An 18,901-nucleotide genomic window follows, 5' to 3' on the forward strand; every position below is an offset into this window, starting at 1 on the left:
ACGATGAAAAAACTCACCTTACCGAAAGATTTTCTCTGGGGCGGCGCGGTTGCTGCACATCAGGTTGAAGGCGGCTGGAACAAAGGCGGCAAAGGCCCCAGCATTTGTGATGTTCTGACCGACGGCGCACATGGCGTACCCCGTGAAATCACCCAGCACGTGGTACCAGGTAAATACTACCCGAACCACGACGCGGTCGATTTTTATGGTCACTACAAAGAAGACATCCAACTGTTTGCCGAAATGGGCTTTAAATGCTTTCGCACGTCCATCGCCTGGACCCGCATCTTCCCACAAGGCGACGAAACGCAACCAAATGAAGAAGGGCTGAAATTCTACGACGACATGTTTGACGAGTTGCTCAAGTACAATATCGAGCCGGTCATTACCCTTTCTCACTTTGAAATGCCGCTGCACCTGGTGCAGCAGTACGGCGGCTGGACTAACCGCAAGGTCGTTGATTTCTTTGTTCGTTTTGCCGAAGTGGTGTTTGAACGCTACAAGCATAAGGTCAAATACTGGATGACCTTCAACGAGATCAACAACCAACGCAACTGGCGTGCGCCGCTGTTTGGCTATTGCTGTTCCGGCGTGGTCTATACCGAGCACGAAAACCCGGAAGAGACCATGTACCAGGTGCTGCACCACCAGTTTGTCGCCAGCGCGTTAGCGGTGAAGGCGGCACGTCGCATCAACCCGGAGATGAAAGTGGGCTGCATGCTGGCGATGGTGGCGTTGTATCCGTTCTCCTGTAAACCAGAGGACGTCATGTTCGCCCAGGAGTCTATGCGTGAGCGCTATGTTTTCACCGACGTTCAACTGCGCGGCTACTACCCTTCCTATGTTCTCAACGAGTGGGAGCGTCGCGGCTTTAACATCAAAATGGAAGATGGCGATACCGCGATTCTGCGTGAAGGCACCTGCGATTACCTTGGTTTCAGCTACTACATGACCAATGCGGTGAAGGCCGAAGGCGGCAGCGGCGATGCCATTTCGGGTTTCGAAGGCAGCGTACCGAACCCACACGTCAAGGCCTCCGACTGGGGCTGGCAGATTGACCCGGTGGGCCTGCGCTATTCACTGTGCGAACTGTATGAGCGCTACCAGAAACCGTTGTTCATTGTGGAAAACGGCTTTGGTGCCATAGATAAAGTGGAAGAAGACGGCAGCATTAACGATGACTACCGCATCGACTATCTGCGCGCCCATATCGAAGAGATGATGAAGGCGGTCACGTATGACGGTGTGGATCTCATGGGCTACACGCCGTGGGGCTGCATCGACTGTGTCTCTTTCACCACCGGCCAGTACAGCAAACGCTACGGTTTTATCTATGTGAACAAACACGACGACGGTACGGGTGATATGTCGCGTTCACGTAAGAAGAGCTTCGACTGGTACAAAACGGTGATCGCCAGCAACGGCGAGGCTCTCTAAGGGATTGCCGGATGGCGCTGCGCTTATCCGGCCTACAGGTTCTGTTTCCGCAGGCCGGATAAGGCGTTTATGCCACTATCCGGCATTCCTTGTCTTACTTTCCGCCTGCCAGTTCCAGAAAACTGCCCGTGACATACGACGCTTTCTCACTCAGCAGCCAGACAATGGCCTGCGCCACCTCTTCCGGTTGACCACCGCGCTGCATGGGTAACATTGACTTCACGCGATCCACCCGCCCAGGCTCGCCGCCGGAGGCGTGGATTTCGGTGTAGATCAGCCCCGGACGCACGCCGTTAACCCGGATCCCCTGCGCCGCCACCTCCAGCGCTAAGCCGGTGGTCAGTGAATCCACGGCTCCTTTTGACGCCGCGTAGTCAACATATTCCCCCGGAGCCCCCAGACGCGACGCCGCTGACGACACGTTCACAATCGCCCCGCCGTGACCGCCGTGTTTGTGCGACATGCGCTTTACCGCTTCGCGACAGCAGAGGAAATACCCCGTCACGTTGGTCGACAGCACGCGGTTAATCCGCTCGGCAGAGAGATTTTCGATGGTACTTTGTTCAAATAAAATTCCGGCATTATTGACCAGCGCCACCAGTGGCTCATTTTCACGATCGATAGATTCAAACATCGCCACGACCTGCGCTTCATCACTGATATCTGCGCGCAGGGTAAACGCGTTTCCCCCGGCGGCGATAATGTCGTTCACCACCCCGGTGGCGGCCCGAATATTGTGATGAAAGTTGACGGCAACCGTGTAACCTTCCAGTGCCAGCAGCAAGGCTGTCGCGCGCCCGATACCGCGACTGCCACCGGTAACCAATGCTATTGCCATGCCCTTTTCCCCCAAAAAGAATAAAGGCGCCGAAGCGCCTTTAAAAGATAGTCGAATCAGCAGATTACTGGTATTCGCTCATCGGTACGCAGGAGCAGAACAGGTTACGATCGCCGTAAACGTCATCAAGACGCTTCACGGTTGGCCAGTACTTGTTCGCCACGCCCGCCGGGAAGACGGCGACTTCACGGCTGTAACCGTGATTCCACTCCGTCACCAGCTCATTCTGGGTGTGCGGTGCGTTAACCAGCGGGTTATCTTCCAGCGACCAGACTCCCGCCTTCACGCTGTCAATTTCCGCGCGAATCGCCAGCATGGCGTTGATAAAGCGATCCAGTTCCACTTTGCTTTCCGATTCCGTCGGTTCAACCATCAGCGTACCCGCGACCGGGAACGACATGGTTGGCGCGTGGAAACCGTAGTCGATCAGACGTTTGGCAATGTCCAGTTCACTAATGCCAGTCTCTTCTTTCAGTGGGCGAATATCGAGAATACACTCATGCGCCACGCGGCCATCGCGACCGGTATACAACACCGGGAACGCGTCTTTCAGCCGACTGGCGATGTAGTTGGCATTCAGAATCGCTACCTGGCTTGCTTGCTTCAACCCTTCCGCGCCCATCATGCGGATATACATCCAACTGATCGGCAGAATCGATGCGCTGCCGAACGGTGCGGCAGAGACCGCGCCCTGACGGGTCAGCATCCCTTCAATCTGCACCACGCTGTGTCCCGGTACAAACGGTGCCAGGTGCGATTTCACACCAATGGGTCCCATACCCGGACCGCCGCCGCCGTGCGGAATGCAGAAGGTTTTATGCAGGTTAAGGTGTGAAACGTCAGCACCGATAAAGCCCGGAGAGGTGATGCCCACCTGAGCGTTCATATTTGCGCCGTCGAGATAAACCTGACCACCGAACTGATGGACTATCTCGCACACTTCGCGGATCGTCTCTTCGTAAACACCGTGGGTGGACGGATAGGTCACCATGATGCAGGAGAGGTTTTCGCCCGCCTGACCGGCTTTGTCACGCAGATCGCCGAGATCGATGTTGCCATTCTTATCACAGGCCACGACCACCACCTGCATACCCGCCATCTGTGCAGAAGCCGGGTTCGTCCCGTGTGCAGAGGCCGGGATCAGGCAGATATCGCGATGCCCTTCGTTGCGGCTTTCGTGGTAATGACGAATCGCCAGCAGTCCGGCGTATTCACCCTGCGCACCGGAGTTTGGCTGCATACAGACGGCATCATAACCAGTCAGTTTAACCAGCCAGTCAGAAAGCTGACCGATCATCTGATGGTAGCCTTCCGCCTGTTCTGGCGGGCAGAACGGATGCAATTCAGCAAATTCCGGCCAAGTGATCGGGATCATTTCCGCTGCCGCGTTCAGCTTCATGGTGCAGGAGCCCAGCGGGATCATCGCCTGATTCAGCGCCAGATCTTTACGCTCAAGCCCGTGCATGTAGCGCATCATTTCGGTTTCGCTGTGGTAGCGATTGAACACCGGGTGGCTCAGGATGGCGTCATCGCGCAGCATACTTTCCTGAATCGAACGACTGTCGTGCGCTACCTCTTTATCCAGCGTGTCGACGTTCAGACCATGGCTATCGCCCAGCAGAACAGTGAACAACTGCACAATATTTTCACGGGTGGTGGTTTCGTCGAGCGTAATGCCTACCGCGCTATGGATATCACTACGCAGGTTGATTTCTGCCGCTTGCGCACGCGCCAATACCGCCGCTTTGTCCGCCACCTCCACGCACAAGGTGTCGAAGTAATGAGCGTGACGCAGTTTCAGCCCTTTCTGTTGCAGGCCGGCCGCCAGAATGTCGGTCAGACGGTGAATACGATTCGCGATGCGTTTCAGGCCAACCGGGCCATGATAAACGGCATACAGACTGGCGATGTTCGCCAGCAGCACCTGAGAGGTACAAATGTTGGAGTTCGCTTTCTCGCGGCGAATATGCTGCTCACGAGTCTGCATCGCCATGCGCAGCGCGGTATTGCCTGCCGCATCTTTCGATACGCCGATAATACGGCCCGGCATGGAGCGTTTAAATTCATCTTTCGCGGCAAAGAATGCCGCGTGTGGGCCGCCGTAGCCCATCGGTACGCCAAAGCGTTGCGCAGAGCCGAAAACAATGTCCGCACCCTGTTTGCCCGGCGCGGTCAGCAGCACCAGGGCCATAAAGTCGGCAGCAACGCTGACAATCACTTTGCGTGACTTCAGTTCGCTAATCAACGCGCTGTAGTCGTGGACTTCACCGGTGGTTCCCACCTGCTGTAACAGCACGCCGAACACATCCTGGTGATCCAGCACTTTCGCCGCATCATCCACAATCACGTCAAAACCAAAGGTTTCTGCACGCGTACGCACAACATCCAGCGTTTGCGGATGCACATCCGCGGCAACGAAGAAACGGTTCGCGTTTTTCAGTTTGCTGACGCGCTTCGCCATCGCCATCGCTTCAGCCGCCGCGGTGGCTTCATCGAGCAGCGAAGCAGAAGCCATGTCCAGACCGGTCAGATCCAGCGTCACCTGCTGGAAGTTCAACAGCGCTTCCAGACGACCCTGAGACACTTCCGGCTGATAAGGCGTATAGGCCGTGTACCAACCTGGGTTTTCCAGCATGTTGCGCAGGATAACGGGCGGCAGCTGCACGGCGGTGTAACCCATGCCAATGTATGACGTGAAGCGCTTGTTACGCCCGGCGATGGCCTTTAATTCTGCCAGCGCAGCATATTCGGTCGCCGCCTCGCCGACCTGCGGTGGGGTCGCGAGCTGAATATCTTTCGGCACAATCTGGCCGATCAACGCATTTAACGACCCGGCGCCAACCGCATTCAGCATCTCTTGCTGCTGCGCGGCGTCCGGTCCGATGTGGCGTTCAATGAAAGCGCCGCTGTTTTCAAGCTGGCTTAACGTCTGTGTCATGGGCGATGGTTCCTGAAACGTGCAGTGAATCGTGATTGTCTGACTGGTTTGCCCGGTGGCGCTCTCGCTTACCGGGCTCATCGACTATGGTCGATACGCAAAATCATTCGCGTTGCAGGAAGGCGGCGACACAGCGAATCCCCAGGAGCTTACATCAGTAAGTGACTGGGGTGAGCGAGGAAGCCAACACACCTGCAGCGTGAAGGATGACGCGTATTTATTCGTCTTCGAGCAGAGCTTCGTACGCTGTCGCATCCAGCAGCGAGTCCAGTTCACTCTCATCGCTGGCTTTGATTTTGAAGATCCAGCCACCGGCATACGGCTCGCTGTTCACCAGTTCCGGGGAGTCGCTCAGCGCGTCGTTAACGGCCACGATCTCGCCGCTGACCGGCGCATAAATGTCAGAAGCGGCTTTGACCGATTCGGCAACCGCGCAGTCGTCGCCCGCGCTAACGGTCGCGCCGACGTCTGGCAGGTCAACAAAAACCATGTCGCCCAACAGTTCCTGAGCGTGTTCGGTGATGCCAACGGTGTAAGAGCCGTCAGCTTCTTTGCGCAGCCATTCGTGTTCTTTGCTGTATTTCAGTTCTGCTGGTACGTTGCTCATCAATCAATCTCCAGAAAAGGATGAATCACGCGACGGCTTTGCCGTTACGCACAAAAACAGGTTTAGTCACTTTTACCGGCATTTCGCGGTTGCGAATCTGCACAATTGCCGTTTCGCCAATGCCTGCTGGCACGCGCGCCAGCGCAATGCTGTAGCCCAGCGTCGGTGAGAAGGTACCGCTGGTAATAACGCCTTCCAGTTGATTACCCTGGGCATCAGTGAAACGTACCGGCAGTTCGTTACGCAGAACGCCTTTTTCAGTCATCACCAGACCAACCAGTTGTTCGTGGCCTTTTTCACGCTGGACTTCCAGCGCCTCACGACCGATAAAGTCGCGATCGGTCGGTTCCCAGGCGATGGTCCAGCCCATATTGGCCGCCAACGGGGTGATCCCCTCATCCATCTCCTGACCATACAGATTCATACCGGCTTCCAGGCGCAGCGTATCGCGCGCGCCCAGACCACACGGTTTCACGCCCGCTTCCACCAGCGCACGCCAGAAATCCGCCGCCTTTTCATTCGGCATCGCAATTTCATAGCCCGCTTCACCGGTGTAACCGGTCGTGGCAATAAACAGGTCACCCGTTTGCACGCCGAAGAACGGTTTCATGCCTTCGACGGCTTTGCGCTGTTCGTCAGTAAACAGGGATGCCGCCTTCGCCTGCGCGTTTGGCCCCTGCACGGCAATCAGCGACAGGTCATCACGTACGGTAATGTCGATGGCATAAGGTTCTGCGTGTTGGGTAATCCAGGAGAGGTCTTTTTCGCGGGTGGCGGAGTTGACAACGAGGCGGAAGAAGTCTTCGGTAAAGTAATAGACAATCAGGTCATCTATCACGCCGCCTGAGGCGTTGAGCATACCGGAATAAAGGGCTTTGCCGGTTTTCGTTAACTTTGCCACGTCGTTCGCCAGCAGATAACGCAAGAACTCCCGGGTGCGACTGCCGCGCAGATCGACGATGGTCATGTGTGACACATCAAACATCCCGGCATCGGTGCGGACCGCATGGTGCTCATCGAGCTGAGAACCATAATGCAGCGGCATCATCCAGCCGTGGAAATCGACCATGCGAGCACCGCATAGCGTGTGTTGTTCGTACAAAGGAGTCTGTTGAGCCATCTTGTCCTCATTGAATAAGCGGGGCTAACTACCCTTTCGCGGCGAAAATTGTCGCCACGAAATCCGGCATCGACGCCACTGCTGGGCCCCGACGCAAACGTTCTCTTTGCCCCTGAACTTACCACCGAAACCCACGCTAAACCATAAAACAAAATTAACCATCACATTAGCTTATGGCCAAAAATCACCAAAATACCGTCAGCATAAAAAACCACAGTTAACGTAAATCACGCAGACAGAAAACTATCATTAATCTATTACAGGCAAAGATAACCACATTAAACGCTAAAAAAATGTCAAAACTGGCGTTATGAGAAAATCACGACATTAGAAAATATAATGCGAAAAGAACAGTGAAATTAGTTTATTTCAAATGAGGGAATCCCCCCGGCGAACACGCCGGGAGAAGGAAATGTGACGGGTTTCAAATTCTTTAAAAGAGGTGAATGCTTAACGAAGCCACTCAGGCAAATCGTTGAGTCCCATTGCCTGACGGAGAAGTTGCGGTTTAACACCCGGAAGGGTATCAGCCAGTTTCAGCCCCATATCACGCAGCAGTTTTTTCGCCGGATGCGTCCCCGCAAACAGCTCGCGGAACCCCTGCATACCTGCCAGCATCATCGCCGCGCTGTGCTTACGGCTGCGCTCATAGCGACGCAAATAGAGGTACTGACCAATGTCTTTACCCTGACGATGCAGACGTTTGAGTTCATCCACCAGTTCCGCTGCATCCATAAACCCGAGGTTCACGCCCTGTCCGGCCAGCGGATGGATGGTATGCGCAGCGTCACCCACCAGCGCCAGCCGATGCGCGGCGAACTGACGCGCATAGCGTCCCGTCAGCGGAAACACCTGGCGTTCGCTCTCCACGCGACACAGCCCCAGACGATTATCAAACGCCATGTTCAGCGCCTGATTAAACTGTTCATCGCTTGCCTGCTGCATCCGCTCAGCTTCTTGTGGCGCAAGCGACCAGACGATGGAGCACAAATGCGGATCGCTAAGCGGCAGGAACGCCAGAATGCCTTCGCCATGAAACGCCTGACGGGCAACGGCACCGTGGGCTTCTTCGGTACGAATGGTCGCGACCAGCGCATGATGGCGATAATCCCAGAAGGTCAATGGAATGTCCGCTTTATTGCGTAGCCACGAGTTTGCCCCATCAGCGCCAATCACCAGACGCGCCGTGAGCATTGCGCCATCCTTCAGCGTCAGGAAGGCTTCATTTTCGCCCCACGCCACCTGCAGTAATTCGGCAGGCGCCATCAGCGTGATATCGGAGGATTGCTGCGCTTTTTGCCACAGCGCGTAATGGATAACCGCGTTCTCCACGATATGGCCCAGATGGCTGTAGCCCATGCTTTGGTCATCAAATTCGATACGACCAAAGCTGTCTTTATCCCACACTTCCATCCCGTGATAGCAACTGGCGCGACGAGCCACAATGTCTGACCAGACGCCCAGTCGGGTAAGCAGTTTTTCACTGGCGGCATTGATCGCCGACACGCGAAGCGCGGGATCGGCATCCGCCGCCAGCGGTTGCGGTTCGCGCTGTTCGAGCACGGCGACACGTAAACCGCTGCCCTGCAGTCCACACGCGACAGCCAGGCCAACCATGCCTCCGCCCACGATTGCTACATCAACACTTTGCACTGTTTACTCCTGGAAATCGGAAACCGCCATCGGGCGTCATGTTCGTATAAATACCGGATGGCGCTTCGCCTGTCCGGTCTGGAGATGATGTTTACCGCGCCACCCAGCCTAACGTTCGCTGCGCAAACGCGTCGCGGGCGGGAGGGCATAATTCCATGGTCATCAGCCCCACGTTGCGCCCGACAACCAGCGGTGCCCAACGGTTGGCAAACAGATGGACCAGACTGTCCGTCACGCTGACCGTGGCCTGGCGATCCCCCTGACGACGATGTTGATAGTGCGCGAGTACGGCATAGTCGCCGATGTCCTTGCCCGTCGCCTGCGCGGTTGTAAGCGTTTCGGCGAGGCTCATGACATCACGCAGTCCAAGGTTGAACCCCTGCCCTGCAATCGGGTGCAGCGTCTGCGCGGCGTTGCCCACCAGCACGGTGCGGTGCGTAAATGCCTTTGCCGCCGTGGTGAGGGAAAGTGGATACGCGCTCCGTTTGCCCGCGTGCGTGATTTTCCCCAACCGCCAGCCGAATGCGGTCTGGAGTTCACGGCAGAAGCGTTCGTCTGACCACCCCAGAATCTCCTCACGTTGATCCAGCGGATGACACCACACCAGCGAACAGCGCCCTTCAGACATCGGCAACATCGCCAACGGTCCATGCGCCGTAAACCGTTCAAACGCACGGCCGTTATGGGCAACCGCAGTTGAGACGTTCGCGATCACCGCCAGTTGCTCATAAGGCTCCTGCTGCCAGTCAACGCCGCAGGCGGTTGCCAGCGCAGAACGCGTCCCATCTGCCGCCACCAGAACGCGTCCGGCGATCGTTTCGCCCGTTTCCAGCGTGACGTTCACCTGTTCCTGGGTACGCGACACGCTGGCAACCCGGTCCGGGCAGTGCAGCGTGACGCCGGGCGCTTTACGCAGCAGGGCAAACAAGCGCAGCCCCACGTCGTGCAGTTCAACCACCTGTCCCAGCGCTGGGATGCGATAATCATCCGCGTCGAGCGTCACAAACCCGGCATGGCCCCGATCGCTGACATGAACCGTATGGATCGCGGTGGCACAATCGGCAATCGCCTGCCATACGCCAATTCGCGCCAGTTGTTGGCAAGTGCCCGCCGCAAGCGCAATCGCCCGGGCATCAAACCCGGGATGACTGTCCGCTTCAGGGGCGGTCGCTTCTATCAGATGAACCGGCAGTGTCCCCTGACTTAACCGGGAAATAGCCAGCGCCAGCGTCGCGCCCACCATGCCACCGCCAACAATGATCACGCTCATTACGTTCTCGCCGCCGCCATTAACGCTTCAATCTCATCCGCCTTTTTGACGACGCCGGCGGTCAGATTTTCGTTGCCGTTTTCCGTAATCAGGATGTCATCCTCAATGCGGATCCCGATCCCCCGATACGCTTGCGGTACATCAGCATCGGGTGCGATGTACAGTCCCGGCTCAACGGTAATCACCATTCCCGGCTTCAGAATGCGGGAACGATCCTGCTCATATTCACCGACATCATGGACATCCAGCCCCAGCCAGTGGCTCAGACCGTGCATGAAAAACGGTCGATGCGCGTTATCGGCGATCAGTTGATCCACTTCGCCCTGCAAAATACCCAGCTTCACCAGCCCGGTAATCATAATACGCACGACTTCACCGGTGACCTCCTGAATCGACGTACCCGGACGGTACAGACGCAGGCTGGTTTCCAGCGATTCCAGCACGATGTCGTAGATCTCACGCTGCGCCGGGGTAAACTTGCCATTCACCGGGAAGGTGCGCGTGATATCGCCCGCATAACCTTTGTATTCACAGCCTGCATCAATCAGCACCAGGGAGCCGTCACGGAGTTCACTTTCGTTTTCGGTGTAATGCAGAATGCAGCCGTTTTCACCGCTGCCCACAATGGTGTTGTAGGACGGATAACGCGCGCCGTGACGAGTAAACTCGTGATGAATTTCGCCTTCCAGATGATACTCAAACATCCCCGGACGGCATTTTTCCATCGCCCGGGTATGCGCCAGTGCCGTAATTTCTCCGGCACGACGCATCACTGCAATCTCTTCTGGCGACTTAAACAGGCGCATTTCATGCACCATCGGCCGCCAGTCGATCAGGGTTGACGGCGATTTCAGGTTCTGGCGCGAACCTTTGCGCAGTTTCTCCAGCGCGGTGAAGACGACCTCATCCGCATACGCATATTCGCCCTGCGCGTGGTAGACCACGTCCAGACCGTTAAGCAACTGAAAAAGCTGTTGATTGATTTCGCTGAAGGCCAGCGCACGATCCACCGCCAGTTTTTCCGGCGCGGCATCTTGTCCCAGACGACGACCAAACCAGATTTCCGCAGTCAGATCGCGAACGCGGTTGAACAACACGCTGTGGTTATGGGTATCGTCGCTTTTAATCAGTACCAGAACGGCTTCCGGTTCGTTAAAACCTGTGAAATACCAAAAATCGCTGCTCTGGCGATACGGGTATTCACTGTCCGCGCTGCGCGTAACTTCCGGCGCGGCAAAAATCAGCGCGGCGCTGCCTGGCTGCATTTGCGCAAGCAGCGCCTGGCGACGACGTTGGTATTCCTGCGGTGTCATGGCGTGGCCTCCATTATCGTTTTACTTTTTAGTGTAGGGTTGGTTTACGCACTTCCGGTGCGGTCGGCGACTGACGGGTAAAAGTGTCGTGACACAGCAGCGCGGCGACACGCACATACTCGATGATCTCTTCGAGCGACATCTCCAGCTCTTCCTGATCTTCATCTTCGTCATAGCCGAGCTGTGCGATATTGCGCAAATCGTCAATGGCTTCACCCGTCTCGCCAGCCACTTTATCGAGCTTCGGCTGCGTAACGCCAAGACCAAGCAGGAAGTGGTTAACCCATCCCGCCAGCGCATCTGCGCGATCGAAGACACTTACGTCATCACCTTCAGGCAGATAAAGCTGAAAAAGGAAACCGTCATCTTCCAGCGCGTCGCTGGTCGCGGAGTGCATTTTACGCAGCGCCTGAGCCAGTTCATGACCGAAGGCCAGCCCTTCATTCGTCAGGTCGTGAAGCAGCGGCTGCCAGGAGCTGTCGTTATTGCCACCGCAAATCATCCCACTGATCAAACCGTGCATTTCCGCCGGGGTCAGTCCGGCCCCTTGTTGGTTCAAATACTGGTTCATTTCACTGTAACCAGGCATTTCGTTCTGTATAGACATAAGCATTCGTCATCAAAGGGAGGATATTCATGGTATGCTACCACTTTGGACCCTGGTGAACCAGAATAGGGCTTGTATCTTCACATCAGGGTAGCTATAGTGTCGCCCCTTCGCAGACTCAGGGTCTGGAAACGAAGGCAGCGCAGTCAATCAGCAGGAAGGTGGCATGTCTGCACAACCCGTCGATATCCAAATTTTTGGCCGTTCACTGCGAGTGAATTGCCCGCCTGAACAACGGGATGCGTTGAATCAGGCTGCGGACGATCTGAATCAGCGGTTGCAAGATCTGAAAGTTCGCACTAGAGTCACAAATACTGAGCAGCTGGTATTCATTGCCGCACTGAATATTAGCTATGAACTGACTCAGGAAAAAGCGAAGACCCGCGACTACGCGGCGAGCATGGAACAACGTATTCGGATGCTCCAACAGACCATTGAACAGGCACTGCTTGATCAGGGTCGCATAACCGAAAAAACGAACCAAAACTTTGAATAACACTTTTCGGTTTACTATGGTAGAGTGACCGTGAAGACAAAATTTCTCTGAGATGTTTGCAAGCGGGCCAGTCCCCTGAGCCGATATTTCATACCACAAGAATGTGGCGATCCATGGTCGGTGAGCACGCTCGGTTCGTCCGAGAAGCCTTAAGACTGTGACGACGCATTCACCTTGAACCAAGGGTTCAAGGGTTACAGCCTGCGGCGGCATCTCGGAGATTCTCCTTCTACCTGGCAACAGCCATGACGTTACTTTCTGAACTCCCTTTATCACGACAAGAAATTCGCCAGATGATTCGGCAACGCCGTCGTGCGCTTACACTCTCGCAACAAATCGCCTTCGGTCAACAGGCCGCGTCACGCATGCTTGCGTATCCACCCGTCGTGATGGCACAGACGGTTGCCGTCTTTCTGTCATTTGATGGCGAACTCGATACCCAGCCGCTAATCGAACAACTCTGGCGGGCGGGAAAGCGCGTCTATCTCCCGGTTCTACACCCGTTCAGCCCCGGTAATTTGCTATTTCTGCACTACCACCCGCGCAGTGAACTGGTCACTAATCGGTTAAAGATTCAGGAGCCTAAACTGGATGTTCGTGATGTCCTGCCGCTTTCGCAACTGGATGTACTGGTTACGCCTTTAGTGGCGTTTGATGAGCAGGGTCAGCGTTTAGGTATGGGCGGCGGATTCTACGATCGCACCTTACAAAACTGGCAACAGCATGGGTTGATACCCGTGGGGTACGCCCACGACTGTCAGCGCGTGGAGAAACTGCCGGTAGAAGAGTGGGATGTTCCCTTACCGGCCGTTGTGACGCCGTCAAAAGTGTGGGCGTGCCAGGCGCTTCTTTGTTGATTGACACCGCTGTTTTTTTGACCTAAATTCCTCGGTAAAGGGTGAGGGAGGCGAACCTCCCTCCTGCTTCCTCTCTGTTAATATGCTGGGTAGGCTATGATTAATAGGATTAGCAGCATGATGACGTATCTCATCATCGTCCCTTTCCTTTTTTAAGCCCCTGCTTCGGTAGGGGCTTTTCCGTTTCAGCCCTATGCTGAAGCCTCTATCGTAAATTCCTTTTTCTGATGCTCAACGCGCCACGATGCCTTTAATTGCCGATTGCGGCAAGACTCGAAAACAGGATGTATGCGTTACAGAAAGGGATGAAGAGAAAACGGAGGGAAAAGGAAGAAATGACGGGCAGACTGAGCGCCTGCCCGTACAGCTGATTAGTACAACAGACGCGCGCGAATAGTACCTGGAATAGCCTTCATCGCTAACAGCGCTTTCTCGGCGACCTCTTCATCCGCTTCAATATCGATAACGACATAGCCCATTTGCGCCGATGTTTGCAGATACTGCGCGGCGATGTTGACGCCCTGCTCGGCAAAAATCTGGTTCAGGGACGTCAGCACGCCGGGACGGTTTTCGTGGATGTGCATCAGACGACGCCCGCCGTGCAGCGGCAGCGACACTTCCGGGAAGTTAACCGCAGAAAGCGTAGAGCCGTTATCGGAATACTTCGCCAGCTTACCCGCGACTTCCAGACCGATGTTCTCCTGCGCTTCCTGGGTGGAGCCCCCAATATGCGGCGTCAGAATCACGTTATCAAAGTCGCACAGCGGCGAGGTAAACGGATCGCTGTTCGTTGCCGGTTCGGTCGGGAATACGTCGATTGCCGCCCCAGCCAGATGTTTGGTCGCCAGTGCATCACACAGCGCGGGAATATCTACCACCGTGCCACGTGCGGCGTTGATCAGCAGCGAACCTGGCTTCATCAGGGCGATCTCTTTTGCGCCCATCATGTTCTTCGTTGAGGCATTTTCCGGTACGTGCAGACTGACCACGTCGCTCATGTTGAGCAGTTCGGAGAGATGCTGAACCTGGGTAGCATTACCCAGCGGCAGTTTGTTCTCAATATCGTAGAAGTAAACGTGCATCCCCAGCGATTCGGCCAGAATACCTAACTGAGTCCCGATGTGGCCGTAGCCAATAATGCCGAGTCTTTTACCACGCGCTTCAAACGAACCGGCGGCCAGTTTATTCCACACGCCACGGTGTGCTTTGGCGTTTGCTTCCGGTACGCCGCGCAGCAGCAGCAGCAGTTCGCCAATCACCAGTTCCGCTACAGAACGGGTGTTGGAGAACGGCGCGTTAAACACCGGAATACCGCGTTTGGCCGCAGCAGTCAGATCAACCTGGTTGGTGCCGATGCAGAAACAGCCGACAGCAACCAGTTTTTCCGCCGCGCTGATCACTTCTTCTGTCAGATGGGTACGGGATCGCAGGCCAATGAAGTGGGCATCACGAATGGACTCTTTCAGCTGTTCAGCATCCAGCGCCCCTTTGTGAAATTCGATGTTGGTATAACCTGCCGCCCGAAGGCTATCCAGCGCCTTTTGATGCACGCCTTCAACCAGCAGAAACTTAATCTTGTCTTTCTCCAGCGATACCTTTGCCATTTCCCGACCCTGTCTTTTTATGCAATCTGATGTTGTGTGTGTGGATTTGCATCCGCCTTTCAACATATCAAAAATAATGATTGCGGCAATATGAACGTTTGCGTCGCCCTGTTGAGGAGCGTTCATTCAGAGGCAAATGCCAGAGGAAAATGCTGGGGATAAGTTTTTCTTTGGAGAGATCAGCAGGGCAAGATTCAAAACGTGATACATGTCACCAAATTTGCCCTGTAAAAAAATTTTAACCGGGGAAGCGCTCCCCCGGTAAGATCATTTCACGATGGTTTTGACGCCGTCAGCGGTCCCGATTAACGCCACATCCGCGCCACGGTTGGCAAACAGGCCGACGGTAACCACGCCAGGAATGGCGTTAATGGCATTTTCCATCGCCACCGGATCGAGGATCTCCATGCCGTGCACATCGAGGATCACGTTGCCGTTATCGGTGACCACGCCCTGGCGATACTCCGGACGCCCCCCCAGCTTAACCAACTGGCGAGCCACTGCGCTACGCGCCATTGGGATAACCTCAACCGGCAGCGGGAAGTTACCCAGGATATCCACTTCTTTGGACGCATCAGCGATACAGATAAATTTCTTCGCCACGGAGGCAATGATCTTTTCACGGGTCAGCGCCGCGCCGCCGCCTTTAATCATCTGCATGTGGCCGTTAATTTCGTCTGCGCCGTCGACGTAGACGCCAAGGCTGTCCACGTCGTTGAGATCAAACACAGGGATGCCGAGGCTTTTGAGTTTTTCGGTTGAGGCATCCGAACTGGAAACGGCACCTTCAATCTGACCTTTCATGGTGCCCAGCGCGTCAATAAAGTGCGCGGCTGTTGAACCGGTACCTACCCCTACAATGGTGCCGGGCTGTACATACTGAAGTGCCGCCCATCCTACTGCTTTTTTCAGTTCATCCTGCGTCATGATCGTCTCGCCTTTGTGGAGAAAAATTCACGCGCATTATAGACCATTGCGCGGAAAAATCTTCCCGACCCGCTCCCAGGCTACGGATTTCGTCTTTACCCAATGCAAATTTATGTCATAGTGCAGGACAAGCAAATATTTCAGGAGTGTGTCAGAGCAATGAAACGTCCGGACTACAGAACACTACAAGCACTGGATGCCGTCATACGAGAACGCGGGTTTGAGCGCGCGGCGCAAAAGCTGTGCATCACCCAATCTGCCGTTTCGCAACGCATCAAGCAGCTTGAGAATATGTTCGGACAACCGCTGCTGGTCCGTACCGTTCCGCCGCGTCCGACGGAGCAGGGACAAAAGCTGCTGGCGCTGCTTCGTCAGGTGGAGTTACTGGAAGAGGAGTGGCTGGGCGATGAGCAAACCGGCTCCACGCCGCTGCTGCTGTCGCTGGCGGTCAACGCCGACAGTCTGGCAACCTGGCTGCTGCCAGCCCTGGCACCGGTACTGGCCGACTCCCCTATTCGTCTCAACTTACAGGTGGAAGATGAAACCCGCACCCAGGAACGCCTGCGTCGCGGTGAAGTGGTAGGGGCGGTGAGTATTCAGCATCAGGCGCTGCCCAGCTGTCTGGTGGATAAGCTCGGCGCGCTCGACTATCTGTTTGTGGGATCCAAAGCGTTTGCCGAACGCTACTTCCCGAACGGCGTCACCCGCTCCGCGCTGCTGAAAGCGCCTGCGGTGGCGTTTGACCATCTGGATGACATGCACCAGGCCTTCCTGCAGCAGAACTTCGATCTCCCGCCGGGCAGCGTCCCGTGTCACATCGTCAACTCTTCTGAAGCCTTTGTGCAACTGGCGCGTCAGGGCACCACCTGCTGTATGATCCCGCACCTGCAGATTGAAAAAGAGCTGCAAAGCGGCGAGCTTATCGATCTCACGCCGGGCCTGTTCCAGCGCCGAATGCTCTACTGGCATCGGTTTGCGCCGGAAAGCCGCATGATGCGCAACGTCACCGACGCGCTACTGGCCTACGGTCACAAGGTGCTGCGTCAGGACTGAGGCGCGCTCACTCCACGCTGTAGAAGTGTCTGAGCTCATCGAACTGCATGGCAAATTCGATGTAGCTCATTAGCGCAGGAGAGTTCAGCTTACGGCTGGGATAAACCAGCCACAGATCGTTTCCCGCCACCGTCCATTCCGGCAGCACCGGTATCAGGTCACCCTTTTCGATTTTATCTTCCAGCATGAATGCCGGCAGCAGCGTGATCCCAGCCCCTGCGATGGCGCTTTCGCGGGCATATACCAGATTATCCGTCAGGTGAACACGATCAGGCAGGTGCTGGTAATCTTCATCATCCCGATGGAATAGCCACTCAGACCAGGCCTTGTGTGCAATACAATGGTGTTCGACCAGTTGACGGGGATGGTTCAGCGGCGCGAAACGTGACAGGTAATCGGGCGAGGCCAGCAGATAGCGCGGACAATGGCCAATCATACGCCCAATCAACGAGGAATCCTGCGGCTTACCGGTGCGCAACGCGACGTCAAAACCGCTGTCCACCAAATCCAGCATCTCATCGGAGATACTGACATCCAGATAAACATCGGGGTAGCGCTGCTGGAACAGCGTGTTCAGGCGCGCCAACAGCGTCGCGCCAATGCCTGCTGGCGATGTGATGCGCAATCGTCCGCTGGGGTTGTCACGCAGCCGCTGAACCGCGTATTCTGCGCGTTCGCTGGCTGCGAGAATTTCCCGACAGTGCACCAGGTAGTGTTCACCGGCGTAGGTCAGGTTCAGTTTGCGAGTGGTACGGTTGATCAGGCGAATGCCGACGTGCTGCTCAAGCTGGCTGATGCGCTGGCTGACGCTCGACTTCGGCAGCCCTGCCTTCTGCGCGGCAACGGTAAAACTGCCGTGTTCGGCGACCAGGGCAAACAGCGCCATATCCTGCAAGTGCTTAAACATCGCATTCACCCTGCGGCGTGGGTCACCCCTGCTCGCCCATCATCTCTTTGACCAGTTCAACGCAGCGCAGAAAACGGCCATCGTAATCCGCCTCTTCAACATGCACAAAGTCGATGTTGTTTTCGCGCAGCATCTCCACCAGCAGCGTCTGAAACTCTTTGCGATCCACGGAGCTACCGAGGCTGCGCAAACCGTCTGCCACCCACGGCGTGTTATTTTCCAGCAGGATCACCAGGTCAAAGCGATATTCATCAATCAACGCCTGTACAAACGGATGCTCCCGCCCTTCGTACTTTTTGCAGAAAGCCTGGGTGGTCACGAAGTCGGTATCGATGAACGCCACTTTATTGGCATATTTCACTGCAAAATCAATATATTGTGCTTGTCCCAACGCGATTTTATCGTAGTCGGAATACTGTAGCGCCATCTCATCACCGCCGAGGTGCGAGAAAACATAGTCGCGGCCATATTCCCATGCACTGGTGGTATTGAAGATATTGGCCAGCTTGTTGACCAGCGTCGACTTCCCGCTCGACTCTCCGCCCAGCACCGCCACGGTACGTACGAAAAACGGCTTCACTTCGGTCGGAATGTATTCCCAGTAGCGGAACGGGTTTTCACGAATTTGCGCGCCGCTGATGCTCATAAAGGTACGTTTGGGATCGACGAGCACCGTTTCGATGCCCAGATGTTCCAGGTACTGCGGCGCATCTGCTTCCTCTGAGGTATAGATCCAGTTCGGCGCGATTCCCTTCTCTGCCATGAACGCCTTAGTGCCTTTGCTCCAGACGTCCCAGCCGTGCGGATACGGCTCCATTCCCTCTTCGTTGAAGGCATGAATGCGGATATTTTTCTGATACTTGAACGTTTGTAACAGCCAGCGCAGGCGATCGGAAACGGTAGGCTGTTGAGACATCGCGCTGTCTTCAAACAGCGCGCGATCACGGGTATCGTCATAGCCCATGATGATATGCAGTTCGTCCACCTGGCTACAGGCGCGCTGAATCAAATAAATATGACCGGTGTGCAGCGGATAAAATTTGCCAAACACCACGCCGATATTTTTCTGCTGGCGGGGAAACTCCAGCCCAAGAAAACGATGCAACGCCTCCAGCTTTTGCGCGCTGGGGCTTTTGATCTTGGCATTGAGGAGCTGGCTGAGATAGCCCTTGGTCATTCCACTGGCATCCGCCACTTGTTGCAGGGTACAGCCCTTTTGCTTAATCGCGGTTTTCAGATATTCAAATGACGACATGGGTAACCTCCGTTTCACT

At 55.5% G+C, this 18,901-nt stretch carries 16 protein-coding genes and 1 other RNA gene; 5 read left to right on the forward strand and 12 right to left on the reverse strand.

Features of this window, described 5'->3' with window-relative positions:
* Window positions 1–3 precede the first annotated feature (3 nt).
* A complete protein-coding gene (gene bglA, locus F384_RS15985; protein WP_046486973.1) occupies window positions 4–1,437 on the forward strand; it encodes a 6-phospho-beta-glucosidase BglA in 1,434 nt (477 codons plus the stop codon).
* 94 nt (window positions 1,438–1,531) lie between these two features.
* On the opposite strand, the gene F384_RS15990 is transcribed toward bglA, so the two are convergent.
* From F384_RS15990 to F384_RS16025, 8 genes are all read right to left on the reverse strand, one after another.
* On the reverse strand, window positions 1,532–2,275 hold the full coding sequence (locus tag F384_RS15990; RefSeq protein ID WP_046486975.1) for an SDR family oxidoreductase: 744 nt from the start codon (window positions 2,273–2,275) through the stop codon (window positions 1,532–1,534).
* Between the two features lie 64 nt (window positions 2,276–2,339).
* Window positions 2,340–5,213, reverse strand: a complete 2,874-nt coding sequence (gene gcvP, locus F384_RS15995; protein WP_046486978.1) for an aminomethyl-transferring glycine dehydrogenase — start codon at window positions 5,211–5,213, stop codon at window positions 2,340–2,342.
* Window positions 5,214–5,430: 217 nt separating this feature from the next.
* Window positions 5,431–5,820 carry a glycine cleavage system protein GcvH gene (gene gcvH / locus F384_RS16000; RefSeq protein WP_046486980.1) on the reverse strand — a complete coding sequence of 130 codons (390 nt, stop codon included), beginning with the start codon at window positions 5,818–5,820 and terminating at the stop codon, window positions 5,431–5,433.
* Between the two features lie 25 nt (window positions 5,821–5,845).
* Window positions 5,846–6,940, reverse strand: a complete 1,095-nt coding sequence (gene gcvT, locus F384_RS16005) for a glycine cleavage system aminomethyltransferase GcvT (RefSeq protein WP_046486981.1) — start codon at window positions 6,938–6,940, stop codon at window positions 5,846–5,848.
* Between the two features lie 450 nt (window positions 6,941–7,390).
* Complete coding sequence (gene ubiI, locus F384_RS16010; RefSeq protein ID WP_046486985.1) at window positions 7,391–8,593, reverse strand: FAD-dependent 2-octaprenylphenol hydroxylase; 1,203 nt, start codon at window positions 8,591–8,593, stop codon at window positions 7,391–7,393.
* A 91-nt stretch (window positions 8,594–8,684) separates the two neighbouring features.
* Window positions 8,685–9,863 carry a 2-octaprenyl-6-methoxyphenyl hydroxylase gene (gene ubiH, locus F384_RS16015; RefSeq protein WP_046486988.1) on the reverse strand — a complete coding sequence of 393 codons (1,179 nt, stop codon included), beginning with the start codon at window positions 9,861–9,863 and terminating at the stop codon, window positions 8,685–8,687.
* Window positions 9,863–11,176: a Xaa-Pro aminopeptidase gene (gene pepP, locus F384_RS16020; RefSeq protein ID WP_046486991.1), complete on the reverse strand. Its 1,314-nt coding sequence runs from the start codon at window positions 11,174–11,176 to the stop codon at window positions 9,863–9,865. Before pepP ends, ubiH begins: the two co-directional genes overlap by 1 nt.
* Before the next feature lie 28 nt (window positions 11,177–11,204).
* Window positions 11,205–11,783 (reverse strand): YecA family protein, encoded by a 579-nt coding sequence (locus F384_RS16025; protein ID WP_155404012.1) that lies wholly within the window; start codon window positions 11,781–11,783, stop codon window positions 11,205–11,207.
* A gap of 166 nt (window positions 11,784–11,949) precedes the next feature.
* Between F384_RS16025 and zapA the strand changes: the two genes are divergently transcribed.
* The 3 genes from zapA (at window position 11,950) to F384_RS16035 (ending at window position 13,136) form a co-directional block, all read left to right on the forward strand.
* Window positions 11,950–12,279 (forward strand): cell division protein ZapA, encoded by a 330-nt coding sequence (zapA, locus tag F384_RS16030; protein ID WP_046486997.1) that lies wholly within the window; start codon window positions 11,950–11,952, stop codon window positions 12,277–12,279.
* A gap of 41 nt (window positions 12,280–12,320) precedes the next feature.
* Window positions 12,321–12,504: non-coding RNA, 6S RNA (ssrS, locus tag F384_RS28275), on the forward strand.
* 20 nt (window positions 12,505–12,524) lie between these two features.
* Window positions 12,525–13,136, forward strand: a complete 612-nt coding sequence (locus F384_RS16035) for a 5-formyltetrahydrofolate cyclo-ligase (protein WP_046486999.1) — start codon at window positions 12,525–12,527, stop codon at window positions 13,134–13,136.
* Window positions 13,137–13,507: 371 nt separating this feature from the next.
* Here F384_RS16035 and serA read toward each other — a convergent pair whose 3' ends face one another.
* Both serA and rpiA read right to left on the reverse strand, forming a co-directional pair.
* Window positions 13,508–14,740, reverse strand: a complete 1,233-nt coding sequence (gene serA, locus F384_RS16040; protein WP_046487001.1) for a phosphoglycerate dehydrogenase — start codon at window positions 14,738–14,740, stop codon at window positions 13,508–13,510.
* Window positions 14,741–15,007: 267 nt separating this feature from the next.
* Entirely contained in the window at window positions 15,008–15,667 is a 660-nt protein-coding gene (gene rpiA / locus F384_RS16045) for a ribose-5-phosphate isomerase RpiA (protein WP_046487003.1), read from the reverse strand.
* Window positions 15,668–15,826: 159 nt separating this feature from the next.
* Between rpiA and argP the strand changes: the two genes are divergently transcribed.
* A complete protein-coding gene (gene argP, locus F384_RS16050; protein ID WP_042322080.1) occupies window positions 15,827–16,720 on the forward strand; it encodes a DNA-binding transcriptional regulator ArgP in 894 nt (297 codons plus the stop codon).
* A gap of 7 nt (window positions 16,721–16,727) precedes the next feature.
* Here the strand turns inward: argP and F384_RS16055 are convergent, their stop codons facing one another.
* Both F384_RS16055 and nadR read right to left on the reverse strand, forming a co-directional pair.
* Window positions 16,728–17,627: a LysR family transcriptional regulator gene (locus F384_RS16055; RefSeq protein ID WP_046487006.1), complete on the reverse strand. Its 900-nt coding sequence runs from the start codon at window positions 17,625–17,627 to the stop codon at window positions 16,728–16,730.
* A 22-nt stretch (window positions 17,628–17,649) separates the two neighbouring features.
* Complete coding sequence (nadR, locus tag F384_RS16060; protein ID WP_046487008.1) at window positions 17,650–18,882, reverse strand: multifunctional transcriptional regulator/nicotinamide-nucleotide adenylyltransferase/ribosylnicotinamide kinase NadR; 1,233 nt, start codon at window positions 18,880–18,882, stop codon at window positions 17,650–17,652.
* Between the last annotated feature and the right edge of the window lie 19 nt (window positions 18,883–18,901).

Origin of the sequence: Citrobacter amalonaticus Y19 (assembly GCF_000981805.1) — a bacterium.
GTDB lineage: Bacteria > Pseudomonadota > Gammaproteobacteria > Enterobacterales > Enterobacteriaceae > Citrobacter_A > Citrobacter_A amalonaticus_C.

Bases quoted from the DNA above. Each gene is read 5' to 3' on its own strand.
- bglA (WP_046486973.1), top strand. From the start codon at position 4: ATGAAAAAACTCACCTTACCGAAAGATTTTCTCTGGGGCGGCGCGGTT.
- F384_RS15990 (WP_046486975.1), bottom strand. From the start codon at position 2,275: ATGGCAATAGCATTGGTTACCGGTGGCAGTCGCGGTATCGGGCGCGCG.
- gcvP (WP_046486978.1), bottom strand. From the start codon at position 5,213: ATGACACAGACGTTAAGCCAGCTTGAAAACAGCGGCGCTTTCATTGAA.
- gcvH (WP_046486980.1), bottom strand. From the start codon at position 5,820: ATGAGCAACGTACCAGCAGAACTGAAATACAGCAAAGAACACGAATGG.
- gcvT (WP_046486981.1), bottom strand. From the start codon at position 6,940: ATGGCTCAACAGACTCCTTTGTACGAACAACACACGCTATGCGGTGCT.
- ubiH (WP_046486988.1), bottom strand. From the start codon at position 9,863: ATGAGCGTGATCATTGTTGGCGGTGGCATGGTGGGCGCGACGCTGGCG.
- pepP (WP_046486991.1), bottom strand. From the start codon at position 11,176: ATGACACCGCAGGAATACCAACGTCGTCGCCAGGCGCTGCTTGCGCAA.
- F384_RS16025 (WP_155404012.1), bottom strand. From the start codon at position 11,783: ATGTCTATACAGAACGAAATGCCTGGTTACAGTGAAATGAACCAGTAT.
- zapA (WP_046486997.1), top strand. From the start codon at position 11,950: ATGTCTGCACAACCCGTCGATATCCAAATTTTTGGCCGTTCACTGCGA.
- F384_RS16035 (WP_046486999.1), top strand. From the start codon at position 12,525: ATGACGTTACTTTCTGAACTCCCTTTATCACGACAAGAAATTCGCCAG.
- serA (WP_046487001.1), bottom strand. From the start codon at position 14,740: ATGGCAAAGGTATCGCTGGAGAAAGACAAGATTAAGTTTCTGCTGGTT.
- rpiA (WP_046487003.1), bottom strand. From the start codon at position 15,667: ATGACGCAGGATGAACTGAAAAAAGCAGTAGGATGGGCGGCACTTCAG.
- argP (WP_042322080.1), top strand. From the start codon at position 15,827: ATGAAACGTCCGGACTACAGAACACTACAAGCACTGGATGCCGTCATA.
- F384_RS16055 (WP_046487006.1), bottom strand. From the start codon at position 17,627: ATGTTTAAGCACTTGCAGGATATGGCGCTGTTTGCCCTGGTCGCCGAA.
- nadR (WP_046487008.1), bottom strand. From the start codon at position 18,882: ATGTCGTCATTTGAATATCTGAAAACCGCGATTAAGCAAAAGGGCTGT.